The sequence below is a fragment of the Frankia sp. KB5 genome (assembly GCF_002099325.1).
In the GTDB taxonomy this organism is placed as follows: domain Bacteria; phylum Actinomycetota; class Actinomycetes; order Frankiales; family Frankiaceae; genus Frankia; species Frankia casuarinae.
In genome coordinates this window covers 1-16,983 of sequence record NZ_MRUJ01000233.1, presented here as the reverse complement: position 1 = coordinate 16,983, position 16,983 = coordinate 1, and the positions used below count along the sequence as shown (strand labels likewise).

Sequence of the window (16,983 nt, the reverse complement as noted above, 5' to 3'; positions counted from 1 at the left end):
AACAGGTCTCATCCGAGCGCCGTGCGCTCCCAGCAGGCCCAACCATCTAGATCGTTGCCAAAGTTCTCTACGGGGTCGAGTTCCGGCAGGCGATGGGCTCTTCGACGGTTGCCGGACCCGCCCGAGAAAGGACGAGCCCCTCATGGCCCAGATCGATGACCACCGGTGGATGACGCGGGCCATCGAGCTCGCTCACCGCTGCCCGCCCGCCACCGGTGCCTACTCGGTGGGTGCCGTCATCGTCGGCKAGAACGGCGAGGAGATCGCGTTCGGGTTTTCCCGCGAGGTCGACRACACGGTGCATGCCGAGGAGTCCGCGCTCGCGAAGGTCGCTCCCGATGACCCCCGTCTCGCCACCGCGACGATCTACAGCACACTCGAACCCTGCTCCCAGCGCATGTCGTGGCCACGCACCTGCACCCAGCTCATCCTGGAAGCGAAGATCCCCCGAGTGGTCATCGCCTGGCGGGAACCCAGCCTGTTCGTCGCCGACTGCCAGGGCTACGAACTGCTCGGCGCGGCCGGGGTCACGGTCGTGGGAATGCCCGAGCTCGGCGAGCGGGCCCGCGCCATGAAGGCTCACCTGGCCGTCTGATCATCGGCTGGATCACCCGCGATGGCGTCCGGGTGGGCCGGTGCCCGCCCCGGCTGCCGCGCGGGAGCCGGGGCAGGCGATCTTCTTGCCCGGCGGCGACGCATGTGGGGCGCGCCGACGGATATCGTAGATGGCGCGGCGTCGCCGTGCCGCCACGCCGCTGGCTGATCGAAACCAGGGGCGCGCCTTCCCTCTCAGTTGAGGTGGCTCAGCAGTTGAGGTGGCTGCGGCGGTGCGGTCGGCGCAACCGCGAGGGGGTGGGTCGGTGGGCGTGATCCGGGTGGAACCGTACGGCGGCCGCGACTTCGACGTCGAGGTCGCGGAGGAGACGTCTCCGGGAGTCCGCGGGCTCTCCTTCAACTACCGGGTGCGGGTCGATGACAAGGTGCTCACGGCGGTGGGGCTCTCGCCCGACGATGTGCCGGGCCTGATCGCGTTGGTCCGCGCGTCGTTCGCGTTCCTGCTCGCGCGGGAACCGGCCGGGTCCATCCTGCCCACCTTCGAGCTGTCCGAGATCACCCGCTACTTCCCGAGCTATCCGGCGGAGATCGCCGGCAGCGTGCCGAGATGAGCGGGGCCGGGGCATCGGGGGACGTCGGGGCATCGGGGGACGTCCGGGCATCGGGGGACGTGGACGCCCTGCTGCTCGTCTCGTTCGGGGGTCCCGAGGGGCCCGGCGACGTGTTGCCGTTCCTCCGCAACGTGACCAGGGGCCGGGACATCCCCGCCTCCCGGCTGGCGGTCGTCGCCGAGCAGTACCACCTGTTCGGTGGGCGTAGCCCCCTCAACGAGCAGAACCGGGCGCTGGTCACCGCGTTGCGTGCGGAGCTGCCCGGGCTGCCGGTCTACTGGGGGAACCGGAACTGGGCGCCCTATCTGACCGACACGGTCGCCCAGATGGCCGCCGACGGCATCCGGCGTGCCGCGTGCTTCGTCACCTCGGCTTTCTCGTCCTACTCGGGATGCCGGCAGTACCGGGAGGACCTCGCGGCAGCCGCCGCCGCGGTGGGGGACCGTGCGCCCGAGCTGGTGAAGCTGCGGCTGTTCTTCGACCATCCGGGGTTCGTGGAGCCGATGGTGGACCGCGGCGTCGCGGCGCTGGCCGACCTGCCGGCGAAGGTGCGTTCCGATGCCCATCTGATCTTCACCGCCCATTCGCTCCCCCTCGCGCAGGCCCGCGCCAGCGGGCGTGGCGAGGGCGCCTACGCTCGCCAGCTGCGGGCCACCGCGGCGGTGATCATCGAGGGGATCGAACGCATCACCGGCGTGCGTCATCCCTTCGACCTGGCCTTCTGCAGCCGCAGTGGATCGCCGGGCGTGCCGTGGCTCGAGCCGGACGTGCGCGATCGGCTCGCGCAGCTGGCCGCGGCGGGGGCCGCCAGTGCCGTGATCATTCCGCTGGGGTTCGTCAGCGATCACGTGGAGGTCCGCTACGACCTCGACGTGGGGGCCCTGGAACGGGCGCGGGAGCTGGGCCTGCCGGCGACGCGGGCGGGCACCGTCGGGGTGGATCCGCGGTTCGTCTCGATGGTGGGAGAACTGATCGAGGAGCTGCGTCGTCCCGGCGGTGTCCGACGGTCGCTGACCGGCCTCGGGCCATGGCCGGCGGACTGCCCCGCGCACTGCTGCGAGCCCCTCGGGCCGCCGCGGACCTGAACCCCCGCGGACCTGAATCCCCGCGGACCTGAATCCCCGCGGACCCGAATCCGGGGTGGTCCTGAATCCGGGAGGGTGGGCGAGGGCGGACCGCATGGCGATGCGGCCATACTGATGGTGAACCGAGGCTGATGGGGAACCGATACTGATGGGGAACGAAGCGATCAGAACCGAACGACGAAGCGAGTCAAGGTAACGGAGCGATCGGAGATATGCGGCGCTACGTGTTCGAATCCCCGGAAAGGTTCGTGGTGGGAACCGTCGGCCAGCCGGGTGACCGGGTCTTCTTCCTGCAGGCTGCCGGGCGTGGTCAGGTCGTGACGGTCGGTCTGGAGAAAACCGAGGTCACCGCCCTCGCGGAGGGGCTGACCGCGTTGCTCGGCCAGGTGGGCCAGACCCAGGGCATCGTGCTTCCGACCGCTTCGGACGTCGAGATCGATCTTGCCCCGCTGGATGCCCCGTTCGAGGAGGACTTCCATCTGGGCCAGCTCACGGTGTCCTGGGACGGCCATCGGGTCTTCGTCGAGGCGGCCGGGCTGTCTCCCGGGGAGTTCCGGCTCCCCGAGAGCGAGGACGAGCTCGACTCGTTGCGGGTGGGACTGTCGATCAAACAGGCCCGTGCCTTCATCGAACGGGCCCGCACGATCGTCGCCGCCGGGCGTCCACCGTGCGTCCTGTGCGGTCGCCCGGACGATCCGGCCGGGCACTTCTGCCCTCGGCTGAACTGACCGGAGCCGGCCGGGGCGGACAGCCGGCGATCGTCAGTTCGAGGGCGGCACGGGGGCATACGTCGGGTCGAAGGCGTCGTAGGCCGCCGCATAGGCGCGACGCACCGCCGCGGAAAGGTTGCGCAGCGCCGCGGACCTGCGGGCGATCTCGCTCGCGGTCACCGCGGCACCGTCGTCCCGGGCGGCGAGGTCGAGCAGGGTCGACAACCGCTCCGCCCGGGCCAGCAGGGCGTGCGCCCCCGGTGGATGGCCCGGGCCCAGCCCCGGGCCCGGGTCATCCACCCCGCGGTCGCGCAGCAGGGCGAGCACCTCGGGGCGGGCGCTTGCGATGTCGAGGTCGATGAGCGCGGCCGTCGTGGTGCGGATCGCGTTGCTGAGGTCGTGTTCCGCGGCGCGCAGGCCGGCTCCGGGCGGTGGCACGCGGGACGCGACGAGCACCCGCCAGTGCACCGACTCCRGCCGCCCCTCCAGGGCCGGCCCGTGCACGACGACCCCGGGGACGAGCACCAGCGGCGGGTTCGGGCCGATCACGATGATCGCCTCTCCGGCGGTGATCGCGTCCCTGTTCACCTCCGCCGGGCCGGGGAGGCCGGTGGCGTCCCCGGGGGCGGGCAGGACCAGCCGGAGCCGTTGCGCTCCGGCCGAACGCAGGGCTCCCAGGCCCAGCACGAGCGGCTCGTCGCCGAGGGTGTGCGGCGCCGCCTCGCCACCGAGCGCGCGGTGCATCTGGGTGATGACGTCGTCGAGCCCGACGAGCCCGGCAAGCCACGCATTGCCCCATCCGGTGAGGACTCCGGACCGGGGCGACGCTGACAGGGCGGGAAGCACATTGCCTACCGTAGGCAATCGAGGAGCCTTCAGGCTCGCCGAGGGGGCCGTACCAGACCTTTTTCCGGGTGATAGCGCCATTTGTCGCCTCTGGGCAGGCACCGCCCGGCCAGCCAGGGCAGGCCCACGCTCAGCAGCCAGTAGGAGTGCTCGATGATTCCCGGAGCCGGTTCCTCATGATCGGGTCCGTCCGGCAGACCCACGAGTGGTACCCCGGCGTGCGACAGACGGTGGGCGAACGCCTGCGCGATCAGGCGGTGGCCGCGTGGCCCCGGGTGGATCCGGTCCACGTCGAAGCTGGACCGGCTGCGCACCGCAGGGTGCCCGCCGAGGTCGACCATCAACACTCCGGGGTCCGTCCGGGCCGCGGCCTGGACCGCCGCGTTGAGCCGTTCGACCCGTTCGCTCAGGATCCGGCCGAACGGCGCCGGCACCGGGAGCAGCCGGCTGGGATCGGGCATGGTAGCGGTGAGGACGACGACTCCGTCGGCCCGCAGTCGGCCCACCGTCCAGACCAGGTCCTGGCGTAACCGCAGCGGATCGAACGTCGGTTTCAGCACGTCGTTCATGCCGGCGATCACGCTGGCGATCTGGGGGCCCAGCGACAGGGCGACGGGGAGCTGACGGGTACGCACGTCGTGCGTGGTCGCTCCCGTGGTGGCCAGATTGGTGAATTCCATGGCGCCGGCCGGGCCCAGGCACGCGGCGAGCCGGGCGGCGAAGCCCCGTCCTCCCGTCGCGGGGCGGCGGTGTTCGCGTCCCATCGTCACGCCGTCGCCGAGGCCGACCGTGATGCTGTCGCCCAGCGCGACGAACCGCCGGGATCCGGTGCCGGAGTCCATGGCTCTGCCCGCCTTTCAGGCCGCGAGTCAGGCCGCGAGCGGCGGCGCCGGTGGCTGCGGGAAGGCCGTGCCCGGGGCGGCCGGACCGGGCGAGTCGTGGCAGGCAAGGAAGCCCGCGACCGTGGCCGACCAGGGGAACTGCTCCGCGCGGGCCCGGGCCGCGATCCGGCGCGCGTGGATCTGCGCAGGCGAGGCGGACAGCAGGTCCACGACGGCGTCGGCGAACGTGAATCCGCTGCCCGCGGCGATCGTGCCCACTCCCGGGACGATCAGTTCGGCGAGCGCGCTGGCGTGGTGCACCACTGCCGGGGTGCCGCTGGCGAGCGCCTCCAGAGCGGCCAGCCCGAAGGTCTCCACCGGGCCGGGGGCGAGCGCGAGGTCGGCGGTCGCCAGCAGGCCGGCGAGCCGTTCCCGGTCGGCCACGAACCCGAGGAAGGTCACCGGCAGCCCGGCCGCATGCCGTTCCAGCCGGCCCCGATGGGCCCCGTCACCGGCGATCACCAGGCGCGCCGGCACCCGGCGGCGGACGAGTTCAGCTGCCGCGTCCACGGCGAGGTCGACCCGCTTCTCCGGTGCCAGCCGGCTGGCCACCACCAGCAGCGCCTCCTGGTCACGGGCGAAGGCGCGTCGCAGGGTCAGGTCGTGGTGGGCGGAGGAGAAACGGTCGAGCTCGACGCCGAGCGGAACGTGGCGCAGGTTGCCGGCGCCGATGCGGACGAACTCCGCCGCCGCCCAGGCCGTCGTCGCCACGACGGAGTCGAAGGCGGCCGCGAGCGAGGCGTTCGCCCGGTCCGCGGCTGTCGAGACCGGCAGGACTCCCCGCAACGGTGCGGGTGTCCAGGTGCCGAGCAGGCGGTCGAGCCGCTCGTGGCTGACGACCAGCGACGGCACCCCGCGACGGCGGGCCCATCGGGCCAGTGGACGCAGGGTCGCCCGGTCGTGGACCTCGAGTCGGTCGGGCCGTTCCCGGTCGAGCAGGTCGGCGACGCGCCACGGCTCGGTGATGATCCGGTAACCGGTTCCGGGTAGCCGGGGGGCGCGCAGTTGGAGCACGCGGGCATCCGGCCGGACCAGTTCGGCGTCCTGCTCGCCCGGAATGATCTGGACGACCTCGTGGCCCGCCGCGGTGTAGCCGGCGGCGAGGTGGCGCAGTGTCGTCCGGATGCCGCCGGAGGCCGGCGCGACGAAGTTTGCCGCCTGCACGATCTTCATGCTGACCACCCGTCGTCGTTTCCCGTCCCGGGCCGCTTGCGTGCGTCCCATCCGTCCCGTCGTCCGCCCCGCCGTCCGCTCCGTCCCTCGATGACCGGGCCGGGGTGCCTGAGGCGGCCGAAGCGACCGGCCCCGCCGCCGGTGCCGAGCACGTCACGGTAGTGGCCGAGCAGCTCGTCGCCGATCGCGCTCCACCCGCATCCCGCGACCGACTCCCGGGCCGCCGCACCCATCGCCACCCGACGAGGGAGGTCGTCGGTCAGGGCCGCGACCTGCGCCCGCAGGGCCGCGGGGTCGCCGGGAGTGTAGTGCAGCCCGGTGCGGCCGTGCTCGACAACGTCAAGCAGCCCGCCCGCCGCAGGGGCGACCACCGGTACCCCGCTCGCCTTGGCCTCCTGCGCCGCCTGGCAGAATGTCTCGTGGATGCCGGTGTGGACGAAGACGTCGAGGCTCGCGACCGCGGCCGAGAGCTCCTGCCCGGCGCGGAATCCGAGGAACGCCGCGTTCGGCATCGACCGGGCCAGGGTGGGACGGGAGGGGCCGTCACCGACGACGACGAGCCGGGTGTTCGGGATGTCGGACACCGCTCCGAGCAGCTCCACCCGCTTCTCCCGGGCCAGCCGGCCGACGTAGCCGACCAGGACCTCGCCGTTCGGAGCGAGGCGGCGGCGCAGCTCGTCGTCCCGGTGCGCCGGGTGGAAACGTTCGAGGTCCACCCCCCGACTCCAGCGGGCGACCCGTTGCACGCCCTGGCTCAGGAGGGTGTCGACGGCATCCCAGGACGGCGCGAGGGTCCGGGCCGCGAGCCGATGTACGATGGCGAGCCAGTGCCAGATCGTGCGTTCCGCGGTGGCCAGCCCGTAKCGGGCTGCGAACGCGGCGATGTCCGTCTGGTAGACGGCGATGCTCGGTATGCCGAGGCGCCGCGCCGCGAACACCGCCTGCGCCCCGAGGCCGGCGGGCGCCGCCAGATGGACGATGTCCGGGTTGAACTCCCGTAAGGCGGCGGGAAGCCCGGGCCACGGGACTGCGAAGCGAAACGCCGGGTAACCCGGTAGGGGAGCCGACGGTGCCCACAGCACCGGTGCGCCGGCGTGGCTGCGCGCCGCCGCGCGTCGGGCGGCGGGCGCCGGAGCCGGCGCGATGACCATCGCCTCGTGCTGCCGGTCCCGCAGATGTTCCAGCACTCGACAGACCGTGTTCGTCACCCCGTCAACATGGGGGAGGAACGACTCGGTGATCACCGCTATGCGCACACGAGCACGGTGGCAGGGCATGGAGCCGTGCCGCAGACGGCCAGCCGACCGTTACATGAACGTTCTGGCACAGCTTGGTGCACCGTACGGGTGCACACGACCGGCTGTTCATCCGGTCGGCGGATCCGGGCCGGATTCCCGTCCGACATGGTGCCACTTGACATGATACTGCTTGACATGTTGTCACTTGAGGTGGTGTCACCTGACATGGTGCTAGCTGACATGGTGCTAGCTGACACGGTGTCGTCCGACACGGCGCCCGGCGGACGCCGTGGTTCCTGGTCCGCACCGTCGCACGCCGGCCGCCGGCATTTTCCCCGGGCGCCGGTGAGGAGGATATTTGGAGGCACGGGGCGGCGCACCGGTCGGGGAGTGAGAGCCATCGAGGTGTACGCGTGATGTTCAGGCGGCAGGACACGGTCCTGATCACGTCCGCGGCCCGGTCGCGGCAGTGGGACATCCATCGGCGGGAGGTGCGTTACCTCCTCTCGATGATGTTCCGGATGCTCTGCTTCGTGCTCGCCGTGGTCGCCTTCCACGGCTGGCTACGGTTCGTCGCCGTCGCGATGGCCGTGATCATTCCGTGGGTCGCGGTGGTCATCGCCAACGGTGGTCCGACGCCCGAACGCGACCGGCCCGTCAGCTACGATCCGGGCCAGCCGGCGGCGGGCGAACTGCCGGCCCTGGAGGCCGATCCCCACCGGGTGGTCGACAGTGAGGGCTGGGTGGATGACGAGGGCTGGGTGCACGGCCATCCGGACCCACCGGGCCGGGACGRCACCGGGCTCGGCGAGGCGTCCGTCTCCGGGCCATCGGGTTGACGTCAGCCATCGGGTTGACGTCAGGTTGAGCCGGTGAGGTGCATCAGCTTCACCACTGACTACGGACTCGCCGACGGCTTCGTCGCAGCCTGCCACGGGGTGATCCTGCAGACGGTGCCGGATGCCCGGATCATCGACGTGACCCACCTGGTGCCGCCGGGGGACGTGCGGCGGGGGGCGGCCGTGCTCGCCCAGACGGTGGGTTCCCTGCCTCGGGGGGTGCACCTCGCCGTGGTGGATCCCGGGGTGGGCACGTCGCGCCGGGYCCTGGCACTGCGCGCGGTCGGCGGTCACCTGGTCGGGCCGGACAACGGCCTGCTGATCTCCGCGGCCGAGCGGCTGGGGGGGATCGAGGCCGCGGTCACGCTGGAGGTGCGGCCCGCAACCCCCGCGACGTTCCACGGCCGGGACGTCTTCGCCCCGGTGGCTGCCGCCCTGGCGCGCGGGACACCGCTCCAGGAGGTCGGTGAGCCGGTGGAGCCGGCGACCCTGGTCCGTCCCCTGGCGGCCCTGGCCCGGCTACGCCCGGATGGGACCGTGGAGACCGAGGTGGTCCTCGTCGACACGTTCGGCAACGTCCAGCTCGCGGCCTCCGGCGCGCTGCTCGGCGCGGCCGGGCTGCGCCCGCCGGGTCGGGCGGTGCTGCGACCGCTCCGGCGGGACCGCCTGACCGGGGCCGAGCAGGCGGCCGGCCCGCTCGCGGCCGCGGGCCCGATGACTGAACTGGCCGTGGGGGTCACCTTCGGCTCCGTCGGCCCRGGGGAGGCGGTGCTCTACGTCGACTCGGCGGGGATGGCGGCCCTCGCCGTGCGCGACGGTGACGCCGCGCATGCCCTCACACTTATGCCCGGCGACCGCCTTACGCTGCGCCGCTGGGACGGGCGTCCGGGACAGGCGTCCCGTGAACAGGCGTCCGGGACAGGCGTCCCGTGAACAGGCGTCCGGGACAGGCGTCCGGGACAGGCGTCCCGTGAACAGGCGTCCGGGACAGGCGTCCCGTGAACAGGCGTCCGGGACGCCGCACCGCCTGTCGGGGGTCCGCACCGGTCAGCAGAATCCCGGGAGGGTCAGCCAGCTCGGCCCCGGGTCGGGAGCGTCATCGCGCAGGACCGTTCCCTCGATCTTGCCGTACGGCCGGTCCGCAGCGTAGTAGACCGTGTTGGGATTATCGAGCCCGAACGGTTCTAGATCAACCAGAAAGTGGTGTTTGTTCGGCATTGACAGGCGGATTTCGGCGACGTCGGCGTGCGCGGTCAGCGCCGCCTCGCCCATCCGGTACAGGGTCTGTTGCAGAGCCAGGCTGTGGAGGCTCGCGAAGGTGCTGACCAGAGCCGTCCGTACCCCGTCGAACAGCCGCCCGAAGTCGAGGTCTGACTGGGCGTAGCGCCAGCGGGCGGTGACCTCTGTCGCCAGGATGCGGTCTGTCGTCTCGGGCAGTGTGGTGTACCGGTCGCGGAGAAACCCCGAGAATTCCGAGCCGGTCGACTTCAGCAGGACCAGCCCGGCGAGTCCGGACACGACGAAGGCCGTGCCACGGTCGAGGGTGACGACCGTCGTCCTTTTCTCCCCAGCCGACCTGCTGAAGGCATGGTCGTGCGGCACCCCATCCACCTGGATGCGGTCCCACCGGTACTGCTCGATTTCTATCCGGGCGCCGTCGATCCCCGGGAGGGATCCGGCGAAATGGTGACCCAGCCGGATCGCGAAATCCTCGATCTGGCCGATTCCGTGCTCGCGGGCGAAGGCGTAGACGGTGTTTTTCTGCGCGTCCGTGGTGAGCACGTGCGCATTGTCGCCGGACAGGTGCGCGGCGGCGAAGTCACCACGAAGCGCGGTGGAGACGTTCAGATCGGTGATCTGGTGCACCGGTCCGTTCCGCGCCACGTGGACGAGACGGACCTCCGCCTTTCCATACTGATTGGGCCCGAGAACGATCGCCATGTGGCCTCCCTGTCGTGGGACGGTCATTTCCCTTGTCCGGAGTGCGCCTTTCGCCCGACCGGGTCGATCGGCCTGCCGTGGGTCCGACCGTCCCGGCGCCGCACCGGTGTCGTGCCGGCACCGGTGCGGTCCGGAGACCGCCGAACGTGGCCCGACCATTCTGCTGGACCGGGTGACATCCCGGACCGACGGTGAGTTTCGCGCGCCCGACTCGTGCCGTTCGTCGTGCCGCCCGGCGCCCCGGCCTGTCGCCCCGGCCTGTCGCCCCGGTCTGTCGCCTGGGTGCCCCTCCGAGCCGTGTGGACCGCGGGGGTGGGATCACGCGGTGGTGGCCCGTCCGGGCGGCTTCCGGCAATGGAAAGCCAGTGAGACGTCAATGGTCCCGCATGCCGGCGGTGCCGTGTACCGCCCAGTCGTCTCTGGTTGCGGAAACTCATCTGCGCGGGTGACGGGTTGCGTCTTCTTTGATATCGCCGTGGGTTCTGGCCGTCGTTTCGGGTGGTCGGTGAAATGTCCTCCGGGGCGGGCAACCTGGGAAGGCGTTCGTGCGTCAGAAGGGGAGAAGGGGAGGGGTGTATGTGGGACGCCTGGAGAGTGCTACTCTCCGTATTAAGATGCTCGACACCGGGTGATGATCTGCCGGTTGGCGCCGTAGATTACGCTGATCGAGGGTACGTGGGGTTGATCTCTGGGTACCGTTCGGACGTAGCTTCCCGTCCGGCGATGCTGCCGGCGCGGTCTTCGGGAGGGGGCATTACATGTCTCGCTCGGTAATGATTCCCCCGCGTATTTCCCGTGGGTGGGGTCACTCGGCCAGGCCGGAATCCCGGCCGGCGGAATCGCCTGGTCGCCGGCCCCGGCGGTGGCCGGGGGGGACGCTTCTGCTCGCCGCGGTGCTGTCCGCGGCGGCCTGTTCCGGCGGGGGGGCGTCACCGGCGCCGGCCGGGGCCACCCCCGCCCCGGATCCGGCGGCGAGCGTGACGGTCACGCCGAGGGACGGCGCTACCGGGGTGGCGCTGACCAGCCCGATCGTCGTGCGCGGCAACGCCCCGCTGGCCGCGGTCTCCGTCAACCGGGGGGCGAGCGCGTCGGAGAAGACGGAGCCGGGGACAATGCCCGGCACCTTCTCGGCCGATCATCGGACCTGGACATCCTCCGGCGGGCTGTTCGCCGACTCGCGGTACGACGTCGAGGCGTCAACGTCCCCGGCGACGGGCATCGCCGGGACGACGTCGGTGCGGACCAGCTTCGTGACCGGCGTCCCGGCGAAGTCGTTCAAGGTCTCCTGGGAGCCGGTCGCGGGCCAGACCGTCGGGATCGGCGCGCCGATCAGCCTGACGTTCAGCGCCCCCGCGTCCAGTCGGGCCGCCGTCCAGAGCCGGCTGGTCGTACGGACCGATCCGCCGGTCCTCGGCGCGTGGAACTGGCTGTCGAACCGGGTCGTCATGTGGCGACCGGAGGGGTACTGGAAGCCCGGGACGAAGGTGCACGTCGAGGMTAACTTCGCCGGCTACGACGCGGGCGGGGGCCGGCTCGGGGTCAAGGACCGGGCGATGGACTTCGTCATCGGCTCCGCCCAGGTCTCCAAGGTCGACTCGGCCACCCACACGATGAAGGTCTTCCGGGACGGGCAACTGCTGCGCACGATGCCGGTCAGTCTCGGCAGACCCAGTCTGCCGAGCATGGACGGCCCGCACAACGTGCTGGGCAAGTCACCCGAAGTGATCATGGACTCGGCCACCGTGGGCATCCCCCAGGGCAATCCGGACTACTACTACGAGAAGGTCCAGTGGGCGGTCAACTACACCAGTGGCGGGCAGTACGTGCATTCCGCCCCCTGGTCGGTGCCCTCCCAGGGGCGAGCCAACGTCTCCCACGGGTGCGTGAACGCCTCACCCGCCGACGCCCAGTGGTTCTACAACTTCACCCGGCTCGGTGACATCATCGACATCGTCAACACCGGTCGGCCGCCGGACACCTCACAGCTCGGCAACGCGTGGTCGGTCCCCTGGGCCACGTGGAAGGCGGGCAGCGCGCTGCCGGTGTCCGACCAGCTCGCCCCCGTGGTGAGCCTCGACTCCGCGGTGAGCACAGTCACGCCCGGGCCCGTGACCGCCACCCCCAGGACCGGCGCGGCGGGCGCCGGCGCCTGACCGGGCGATCGCGGCCTCGCACCCGCGGCAGCGTGGACGACGCCCGGCCCGACCGGTTCGGTGCCGGGCGTCGCCAATGTGCGCCCTCGGCCGCTCCCACCGCTATGGCGGGGGCGGGATGGCGCGGGATGGCGCGCGGTGGCGGGGTGGCGGGACGGGGACAGCCGGTCAGGGGGAGGAGTCGGGCGGGCGAGCAGGCGGTGAATTTCCGTCCGGGGGAGGTGTCGTAAACGACGGATCGGCCCGTGACGGTCGCGAACGGCTCATGCTGTTGAGTAAGGGTATGGAGAGCGAGCTGTCGAGACGCTCCGGCCCGTCGCGACGGTCGGTGCGCCGGTCCGTTCGCGCGTGCGGTCCTGCCCGAGGGCGTCGAGGCGCGCGGGCGCGGCGTCTCGTGCGGGTGCGACGTTCGAGAGGTGCATAGTGAGGCGCTTGCGCAACCAGACCACCGGCCTGCTGGTCTGGTGGGTCGAGGTGCTGATGCTGGTGATCCTGTACTACTCCTACACCGGCACCCGTGCCGTGGCCGACGCCTCCACCGGCGAGGCGATGCGGATGGGCCACGATCTCCTGCGCCTGGAGACCTTCCTGCATCTCGATCCCGAGCTCGGGCTCAACCGCTGGTTGCAGAGTGTACCGGTGCTGGCGGTCGTCTGTTGTTACTACTACGCGACGCTGCACTTCGTCGTGACGCCGGCCCTGCTGGTGTGGATGYATCGTCGGCACCCCCCCCGGTACGCTCAGGCCCGCTGGACGCTGGTGATCACCACTCTGATCTGCCTGGTCGGGTTCTTCCTGTTCCCGACCGCCCCGCCCCGGTTGCTCACCGGCACGTCCTATGTCGACACCATGTCCCACTTCGAGGGCTGGGGATGGTGGAGCGGTAGCGCGAGCGCCGCCCCGGACGGGCTGGAGGGACTGACGAACCAGTACGCCGCGCTCCCGTCGCTGCACTGCGCATGGTCGTTGTGGTGCGGTTTCCTGCTGGTGCGCTTCGGGCGCCGACCGCTGGTCCGGGTACTCGGCGCGCTTTATCCGGCGGCGACCCTGTTCGTCGTCATGTCGACGTCGAACCACTATCTCCTGGACGCGGTCGCCGGATGGGCGGTCCTGGGCGGCGCCGCCGGTGCGGTCGCGCTCGTCGCCGGGTGGCGGTCCCGGGTCGGTTTCGTGGGGAGTGCCGCTGGGCTCCCGGCCGTGCCGGGAGCCGGATCGCAGCTTGCGCCGAACGCGCTGGCACCGGTGTCCGTGCCACTGCCGTCTCCGCCGCCGTCTTCACTGGCGCCGCCGCCGTCTTCACTGGCGCCGCCGCCGTCTTCACTGGCGCCGCCGCCGTCTTCACTGGCGCCGCCGCCGTCACCGGTGCCTCCGCCCGCCCCGCCGGCCACCTCCAGCATGGCGATGCGGGTCACACCGGTGGCGCGAGCCGATGGAGCGCACGCGAACTGATCGCGGTGGGTGGCCGGTGCCGATCCGACCGGTGCCGATCCGACCGCTGTCGGCCTGGTGTGGCTCCCCAGGTGGGTGCATCTTTCGCCCCGATGCGTTACTTCTGGGACCGATGTGCGAAAGTTGCGGGACAGCGGTTTTCCCGGCCGCGTCCGACCTTGCGGCACCCCTCTCCCCACACCACCTCGAAGATCGGCCCTGTCCCGACGATCAGCGCCACCTCGAAGATCCCGCGTCCGGTCCGATCCCGCTCGGAGTCCGATCGATGTCCCTGTCCACGACCGTGCGTCTGCAACGTCCGCGCCCGGTCGCCTTCGCCATCGCACTCGTGCTGGCGTGGTTGCTGCTTGCCCTTGTCGCGTTCGCCCTGCGCCGCGGTCCCATTGAGGATGATCTCGCAGCCCGGGCGACCGCGGCGGTCCGGTCCACCGGCGGCGTGCACGCCCAGGTTCACGTCGAGGGGCGTGAGGCGGTTGTCACCGGTCGTTTCCCGAGTGCCGCCGCCGCCGAACAGGCGCGAGCCTCGGCCGCGGTCGCCGGCACGACCTCCGCGCGTCTCGGCGACGACGTGGTCATCGCGACCGAACCTGCGCGCCCCCTGGTGCTCGCTGTGGCCGGCCGAGGACTGTCGATCACGGCGACCGTGCCCGACCGGGCGAGCCGTGCCGCGTTGCTCGCTGCCGTGGCGGACGCGAGCGGCGGCTCGGTGACCGGTGAGGTCCGGGTCGACCCGGCCGTGGCGGAGCCGCCGGTGGAGGTGGTGGCCGCCGTCGCGGCGGCGCTGCGCGGTTTTCCCGGGAGCCACTCGGTCACGGTCTCCGGGACGACCGTGGCGGTGGCCGGCAGTGCCCCCGACGAGGCCACGAGGCGGCGCCTCGGCGCCCAGGTGCTGGCAGCGGCCGGTACCACCGTCCCCGATGCCACCCTGGACAACCGGCTTGTCGTCCCGCGCGAGAAGCCTGCCGCCGCGGCGGCGAAGTCCACCTCCGATGCCGGGGCCCTCGCGGCCCTACGCGCCGCCCTCGACGCTCGGAACGTGACGTTCCCGGTCGGCGCAGCAACGCTGAGCCCCCCGGCCCGCCTTTGGCTTGACCGGGTGGCGGCGGCGCTGCGCGCCGGCCGGGTCGTGGTCCTGGTCGGCGGCCACGCCGACGCCTCCGGGTCGGCGACCCTCAATCAGGCGTTGTCTCTGGACCGGGCCCAGGTGATTGCCGACTACCTGACGGACCGGGGCGTACGTCCCGACCTCATACGCGTCGCCGGGTTCGGTTCCCGGTGGCCGGTGGCCGACAACGCCACGCCTCGGGGACGGGCGGCCAACCGTCGGGTCGAGATCGTTCCGTGGCCCGACAGCTGATTCTGGGCGAGCCGGATCTCGGCTGATCCGGCCGATCTGCAGTCCGGCCGGATCTCGGGCCCGGCGGGACTGTCGGGTCCGGCCGATTTCCGGCCCAGTGCCACGATGATGTCGCGGATGCGCGACTGTCTTGCCTGCGGCGGGTGGCCCATGGCATCCTCTGCTTAGGGAAGCCTTAGCTAAGGCCGCTCCACGGGGTCGACCGCTCCACGGGGTCGAAGGATCATCGACAGATCGACGGATCGACAGGGTCGCGAACTGCCGCTTGGCCGTCCGCGTGCTGGCTGTCTCGGGCGTGGTGAGGTGCGGTGCTCGTCTGTTCGTGCTTCGCGGTGTCCGACCGGTTGCTACGCAACGTGATCGCCTCGGGTGCCTGCGACGTTGACGCCGTCGGCGAGCGATGTGATGCCGGGACGGGCTGTGGCGGCTGTGTGGAGGAGATTGCCGAGCTGTTGGGTGAGGCGTCCGCGCGCCGCGGCAGTCCGGTTGCCAGAGCGGGGCAGGGTTCCGGATCGGGTTAGGGCCGCGTGGCGGCCGAAGTGCCGCCGTTGCCGTCGTCACGGAACATCATCAACGCTCTGAGTACGGTCGCGTTCCTGGCCCGTCGGCTACGGAATGAGACCGGCTATGACCGATATCTCGGACCGCCGGCGGACCGGCCCGCCTCCGCGGTGACCGTGCATCGGGCCAGGTGACCGTCATGCTCGGGCGGTGTCCCCGCGCCCGGACACATCCGGTCCACCCGCGAGCTACCGCGTGGAGCTACCGCGTGCTGGGATCACCCTCGCGCTGCCACGACGGCATACGGATGACCCACCCCGACATTGCCGGCTACCGTGGGCCAACCGGCCGAAGTCCGCCTGAGAGGTAGCATCGGCCGGTCGATCCGGCCGAGCCGCGACGCCCCGCTGGTTGCGAGGCACGAGGTCGGCGACGGCGCTGAGTCGGCTGCGCCAGCCGGATCGCGGGCGATGCCTACGGGTACGGTACGGTGCCCCGTGAGGAGGTCGTGGCGATGTCCGCTCGCCAGGTGCGGCGGTTTCAGCTGGAGCGTGACGTTGACGTCTCCGGCGTCTCCGGGACGGGTGCGGTCGCGTTCGGGGCGCAGGCCCCCGACGGCACCTGCGTGCTGTGGTGGGACTCCGAACACGATTCCATCGGGATCTATCCGACGATGGAGACGCTGCTTGCCATCCACGGACACGGCGGTAGTACCCGCGTCGTCTACATCGACGCCGCCGACCAGACCGTCCCCGCGGTTGCGGTGGGGCCCGCCGCTTCGGCCGTTCCCGTCCTCTCCGCGGCGTCGCCCGTCCCGGGTCCGGCGTCGCCCGTCCCGGGTCCGGCGTCGCCCGTCCCGGGTCCGGCGTCGCCCGTGCCGAGCCCGGGGTCGCTGGCCACCCCGGCCCGGTCGGCCCGGCCGAATGCGCCCCTGCGTGCCGCACCGTCGCTACGCCTCGGTTCCGCGGCGCGTTCGGCCGCCGCGGCTCGTGGCCCGCGTCCTTCGCCGACCCGCAAGACGCAGCCCGGGGGTGACGGCCGCTGATCAGGTCAGCGGGCGGAAGCAGGCGGTGGTCCGTTCCTGCGGGTCTACGGTGTAGAGCGCCAACGTGCCCGCCATCTCCTTCGGATCCACGCCGTTGTCGAGCATTTGCCGGTGCAGGCCCGCCATCATGGGCAGGGCGTAATGCACCAGAATCGACGTGATGTCGGCGGGATGGCGCAGCGCCTCGCGAAACTGTTCGTCGGTCGCCGCGTCGCTGGTGAGAGCGGCGAGGACGCCGAGCCGAATCCGCCCGGCGAGGTTCTCCCAGAGCTGGGCGTTTTTCGGGGCCTCCGGTCCTCGCCAGATCCCCGGGAACGCCAGGTCGGCGACGACGGCGGTCGGCTGTCGTCCCGTCCGGAGATGTATCGCGACGACCCACATCGCCATGAGCCAGCACATCCCGCGCAGGGTGTGCAGCGGATCGACCATCATCTGCTCACGGAGGTGCCGCTCGGACTGCGGGCGGCTGGCCGGAGCCAGCCAACCGCAGACGAGACGTTCGAGGTCGACGATCTGGACCATGGGCAGGTCCGCGGGGTGCGGCCGGGCCAGCGCGGCGGCCCGGTTGGACTCGGGGTCGACCAGGGCGAGCGCGCCCG

At 71.8% G+C, this 16,983-nt stretch carries 18 protein-coding genes; 11 read left to right on the top strand and 7 right to left on the bottom strand.

Annotated features, from left to right (window positions below):
- Positions 1–142: 142 nt before the first annotated feature.
- The 4 genes from KBI5_RS20150 to KBI5_RS20135 all read left to right on the top strand — a co-directional run bounded on the left by KBI5_RS20150 (position 143) and on the right by KBI5_RS20135 (position 2,979).
- Positions 143–595 (top strand): deaminase, encoded by a 453-nt coding sequence (locus KBI5_RS20150; protein WP_085016125.1) that lies wholly within the window; start codon positions 143–145, stop codon positions 593–595.
- A 265-nt stretch (positions 596–860) separates the two neighbouring features.
- Positions 861–1,166 carry a hypothetical protein gene (locus tag KBI5_RS20145; protein WP_023841911.1) on the top strand — a complete coding sequence of 102 codons (306 nt, stop codon included), beginning with the start codon at positions 861–863 and terminating at the stop codon, positions 1,164–1,166.
- Positions 1,163–2,251: a ferrochelatase gene (locus tag KBI5_RS20140; protein WP_011436338.1), complete on the top strand. Its 1,089-nt coding sequence runs from the start codon at positions 1,163–1,165 to the stop codon at positions 2,249–2,251. Before KBI5_RS20145 ends, KBI5_RS20140 begins: the two co-directional genes overlap by 4 nt.
- 212 nt (positions 2,252–2,463) lie before the next feature.
- Positions 2,464–2,979, top strand: a complete 516-nt coding sequence (locus KBI5_RS20135) for a DUF3090 domain-containing protein (protein ID WP_011436339.1) — start codon at positions 2,464–2,466, stop codon at positions 2,977–2,979.
- 33 nt (positions 2,980–3,012) lie between these two features.
- Here the strand turns inward: KBI5_RS20135 and KBI5_RS20130 are convergent, their stop codons facing one another.
- From KBI5_RS20130 to KBI5_RS20115, 4 genes are read right to left on the bottom strand one after another with little or no spacing between them, the layout of a single operon-like run.
- The gene (locus tag KBI5_RS20130) at positions 3,013–3,807 is read right to left on the bottom strand and encodes a hypothetical protein (RefSeq protein ID WP_198537841.1); all 795 of its coding nucleotides are present in this window, start codon (positions 3,805–3,807) and stop codon (positions 3,013–3,015) included.
- 29 nt (positions 3,808–3,836) lie between these two features.
- Positions 3,837–4,649: an SGNH/GDSL hydrolase family protein gene (locus KBI5_RS20125; RefSeq protein WP_011436341.1), complete on the bottom strand. Its 813-nt coding sequence runs from the start codon at positions 4,647–4,649 to the stop codon at positions 3,837–3,839.
- Positions 4,650–4,676: 27 nt separating this feature from the next.
- Positions 4,677–5,861 carry a glycosyltransferase gene (locus tag KBI5_RS20120; protein WP_011436342.1) on the bottom strand — a complete coding sequence of 395 codons (1,185 nt, stop codon included), beginning with the start codon at positions 5,859–5,861 and terminating at the stop codon, positions 4,677–4,679.
- Positions 5,858–7,117: a glycosyltransferase family 1 protein gene (locus KBI5_RS20115; RefSeq protein ID WP_198537839.1), complete on the bottom strand. Its 1,260-nt coding sequence runs from the start codon at positions 7,115–7,117 to the stop codon at positions 5,858–5,860. Before KBI5_RS20115 ends, KBI5_RS20120 begins: the two co-directional genes overlap by 4 nt.
- A 398-nt stretch (positions 7,118–7,515) precedes the next feature.
- Here KBI5_RS20115 and KBI5_RS20110 point away from each other — a divergent pair, with 398 nt between their 5' ends.
- Both KBI5_RS20110 and KBI5_RS20105 read left to right on the top strand, forming a co-directional pair.
- Positions 7,516–7,938: a DUF3099 domain-containing protein gene (locus KBI5_RS20110; RefSeq protein ID WP_085016124.1), complete on the top strand. Its 423-nt coding sequence runs from the start codon at positions 7,516–7,518 to the stop codon at positions 7,936–7,938.
- A gap of 33 nt (positions 7,939–7,971) precedes the next feature.
- Entirely contained in the window at positions 7,972–8,871 is a 900-nt protein-coding gene (locus tag KBI5_RS20105) for an SAM-dependent chlorinase/fluorinase (protein ID WP_085016123.1), read from the top strand.
- A gap of 114 nt (positions 8,872–8,985) precedes the next feature.
- On the opposite strand, the gene pucL is transcribed toward KBI5_RS20105, so the two are convergent.
- Both pucL and KBI5_RS28845 read right to left on the bottom strand, forming a co-directional pair.
- Entirely contained in the window at positions 8,986–9,879 is an 894-nt protein-coding gene (gene pucL / locus KBI5_RS20100) for a factor-independent urate hydroxylase (protein WP_011436346.1), read from the bottom strand.
- A gap of 805 nt (positions 9,880–10,684) precedes the next feature.
- Positions 10,685–11,002 (bottom strand): hypothetical protein, encoded by a 318-nt coding sequence (locus KBI5_RS28845; protein ID WP_235463258.1) that lies wholly within the window; start codon positions 11,000–11,002, stop codon positions 10,685–10,687.
- On the opposite strand from KBI5_RS28845, the gene KBI5_RS20095 reads away from it, so the two are divergent.
- The 5 genes from KBI5_RS20095 (at position 10,890) to KBI5_RS28085 (ending at position 16,384) form a co-directional block, all read left to right on the top strand.
- Positions 10,890–12,032 carry an Ig-like domain-containing protein gene (locus tag KBI5_RS20095; RefSeq protein ID WP_347272524.1) on the top strand — a complete coding sequence of 381 codons (1,143 nt, stop codon included), beginning with the start codon at positions 10,890–10,892 and terminating at the stop codon, positions 12,030–12,032. The two genes, KBI5_RS28845 and KBI5_RS20095, sit on opposite strands and share 113 nt — an antisense overlap.
- 423 nt (positions 12,033–12,455) lie before the next feature.
- Positions 12,456–13,481, top strand: coding sequence for a phosphatase PAP2 family protein (locus KBI5_RS20090; protein WP_085016121.1), 1,026 nt, complete (start codon positions 12,456–12,458; stop codon positions 13,479–13,481).
- A gap of 265 nt (positions 13,482–13,746) precedes the next feature.
- The gene (locus tag KBI5_RS20085) at positions 13,747–14,838 is read left to right on the top strand and encodes an OmpA family protein (RefSeq protein ID WP_011436349.1); all 1,092 of its coding nucleotides are present in this window, start codon (positions 13,747–13,749) and stop codon (positions 14,836–14,838) included.
- 308 nt (positions 14,839–15,146) lie between these two features.
- Positions 15,147–15,359, top strand: coding sequence for a (2Fe-2S)-binding protein (locus tag KBI5_RS20080; RefSeq protein ID WP_011436350.1), 213 nt, complete (start codon positions 15,147–15,149; stop codon positions 15,357–15,359).
- Positions 15,360–15,853: 494 nt separating this feature from the next.
- Positions 15,854–16,384, top strand: coding sequence for a hypothetical protein (locus KBI5_RS28085; RefSeq protein ID WP_241883038.1), 531 nt, complete (start codon positions 15,854–15,856; stop codon positions 16,382–16,384).
- On the opposite strand, the gene KBI5_RS20070 is transcribed toward KBI5_RS28085, so the two are convergent.
- A partial coding sequence (locus KBI5_RS20070; RefSeq protein WP_116289971.1) for a hypothetical protein occupies positions 16,385–16,983 on the bottom strand: 599 nt, incomplete at its 5' end.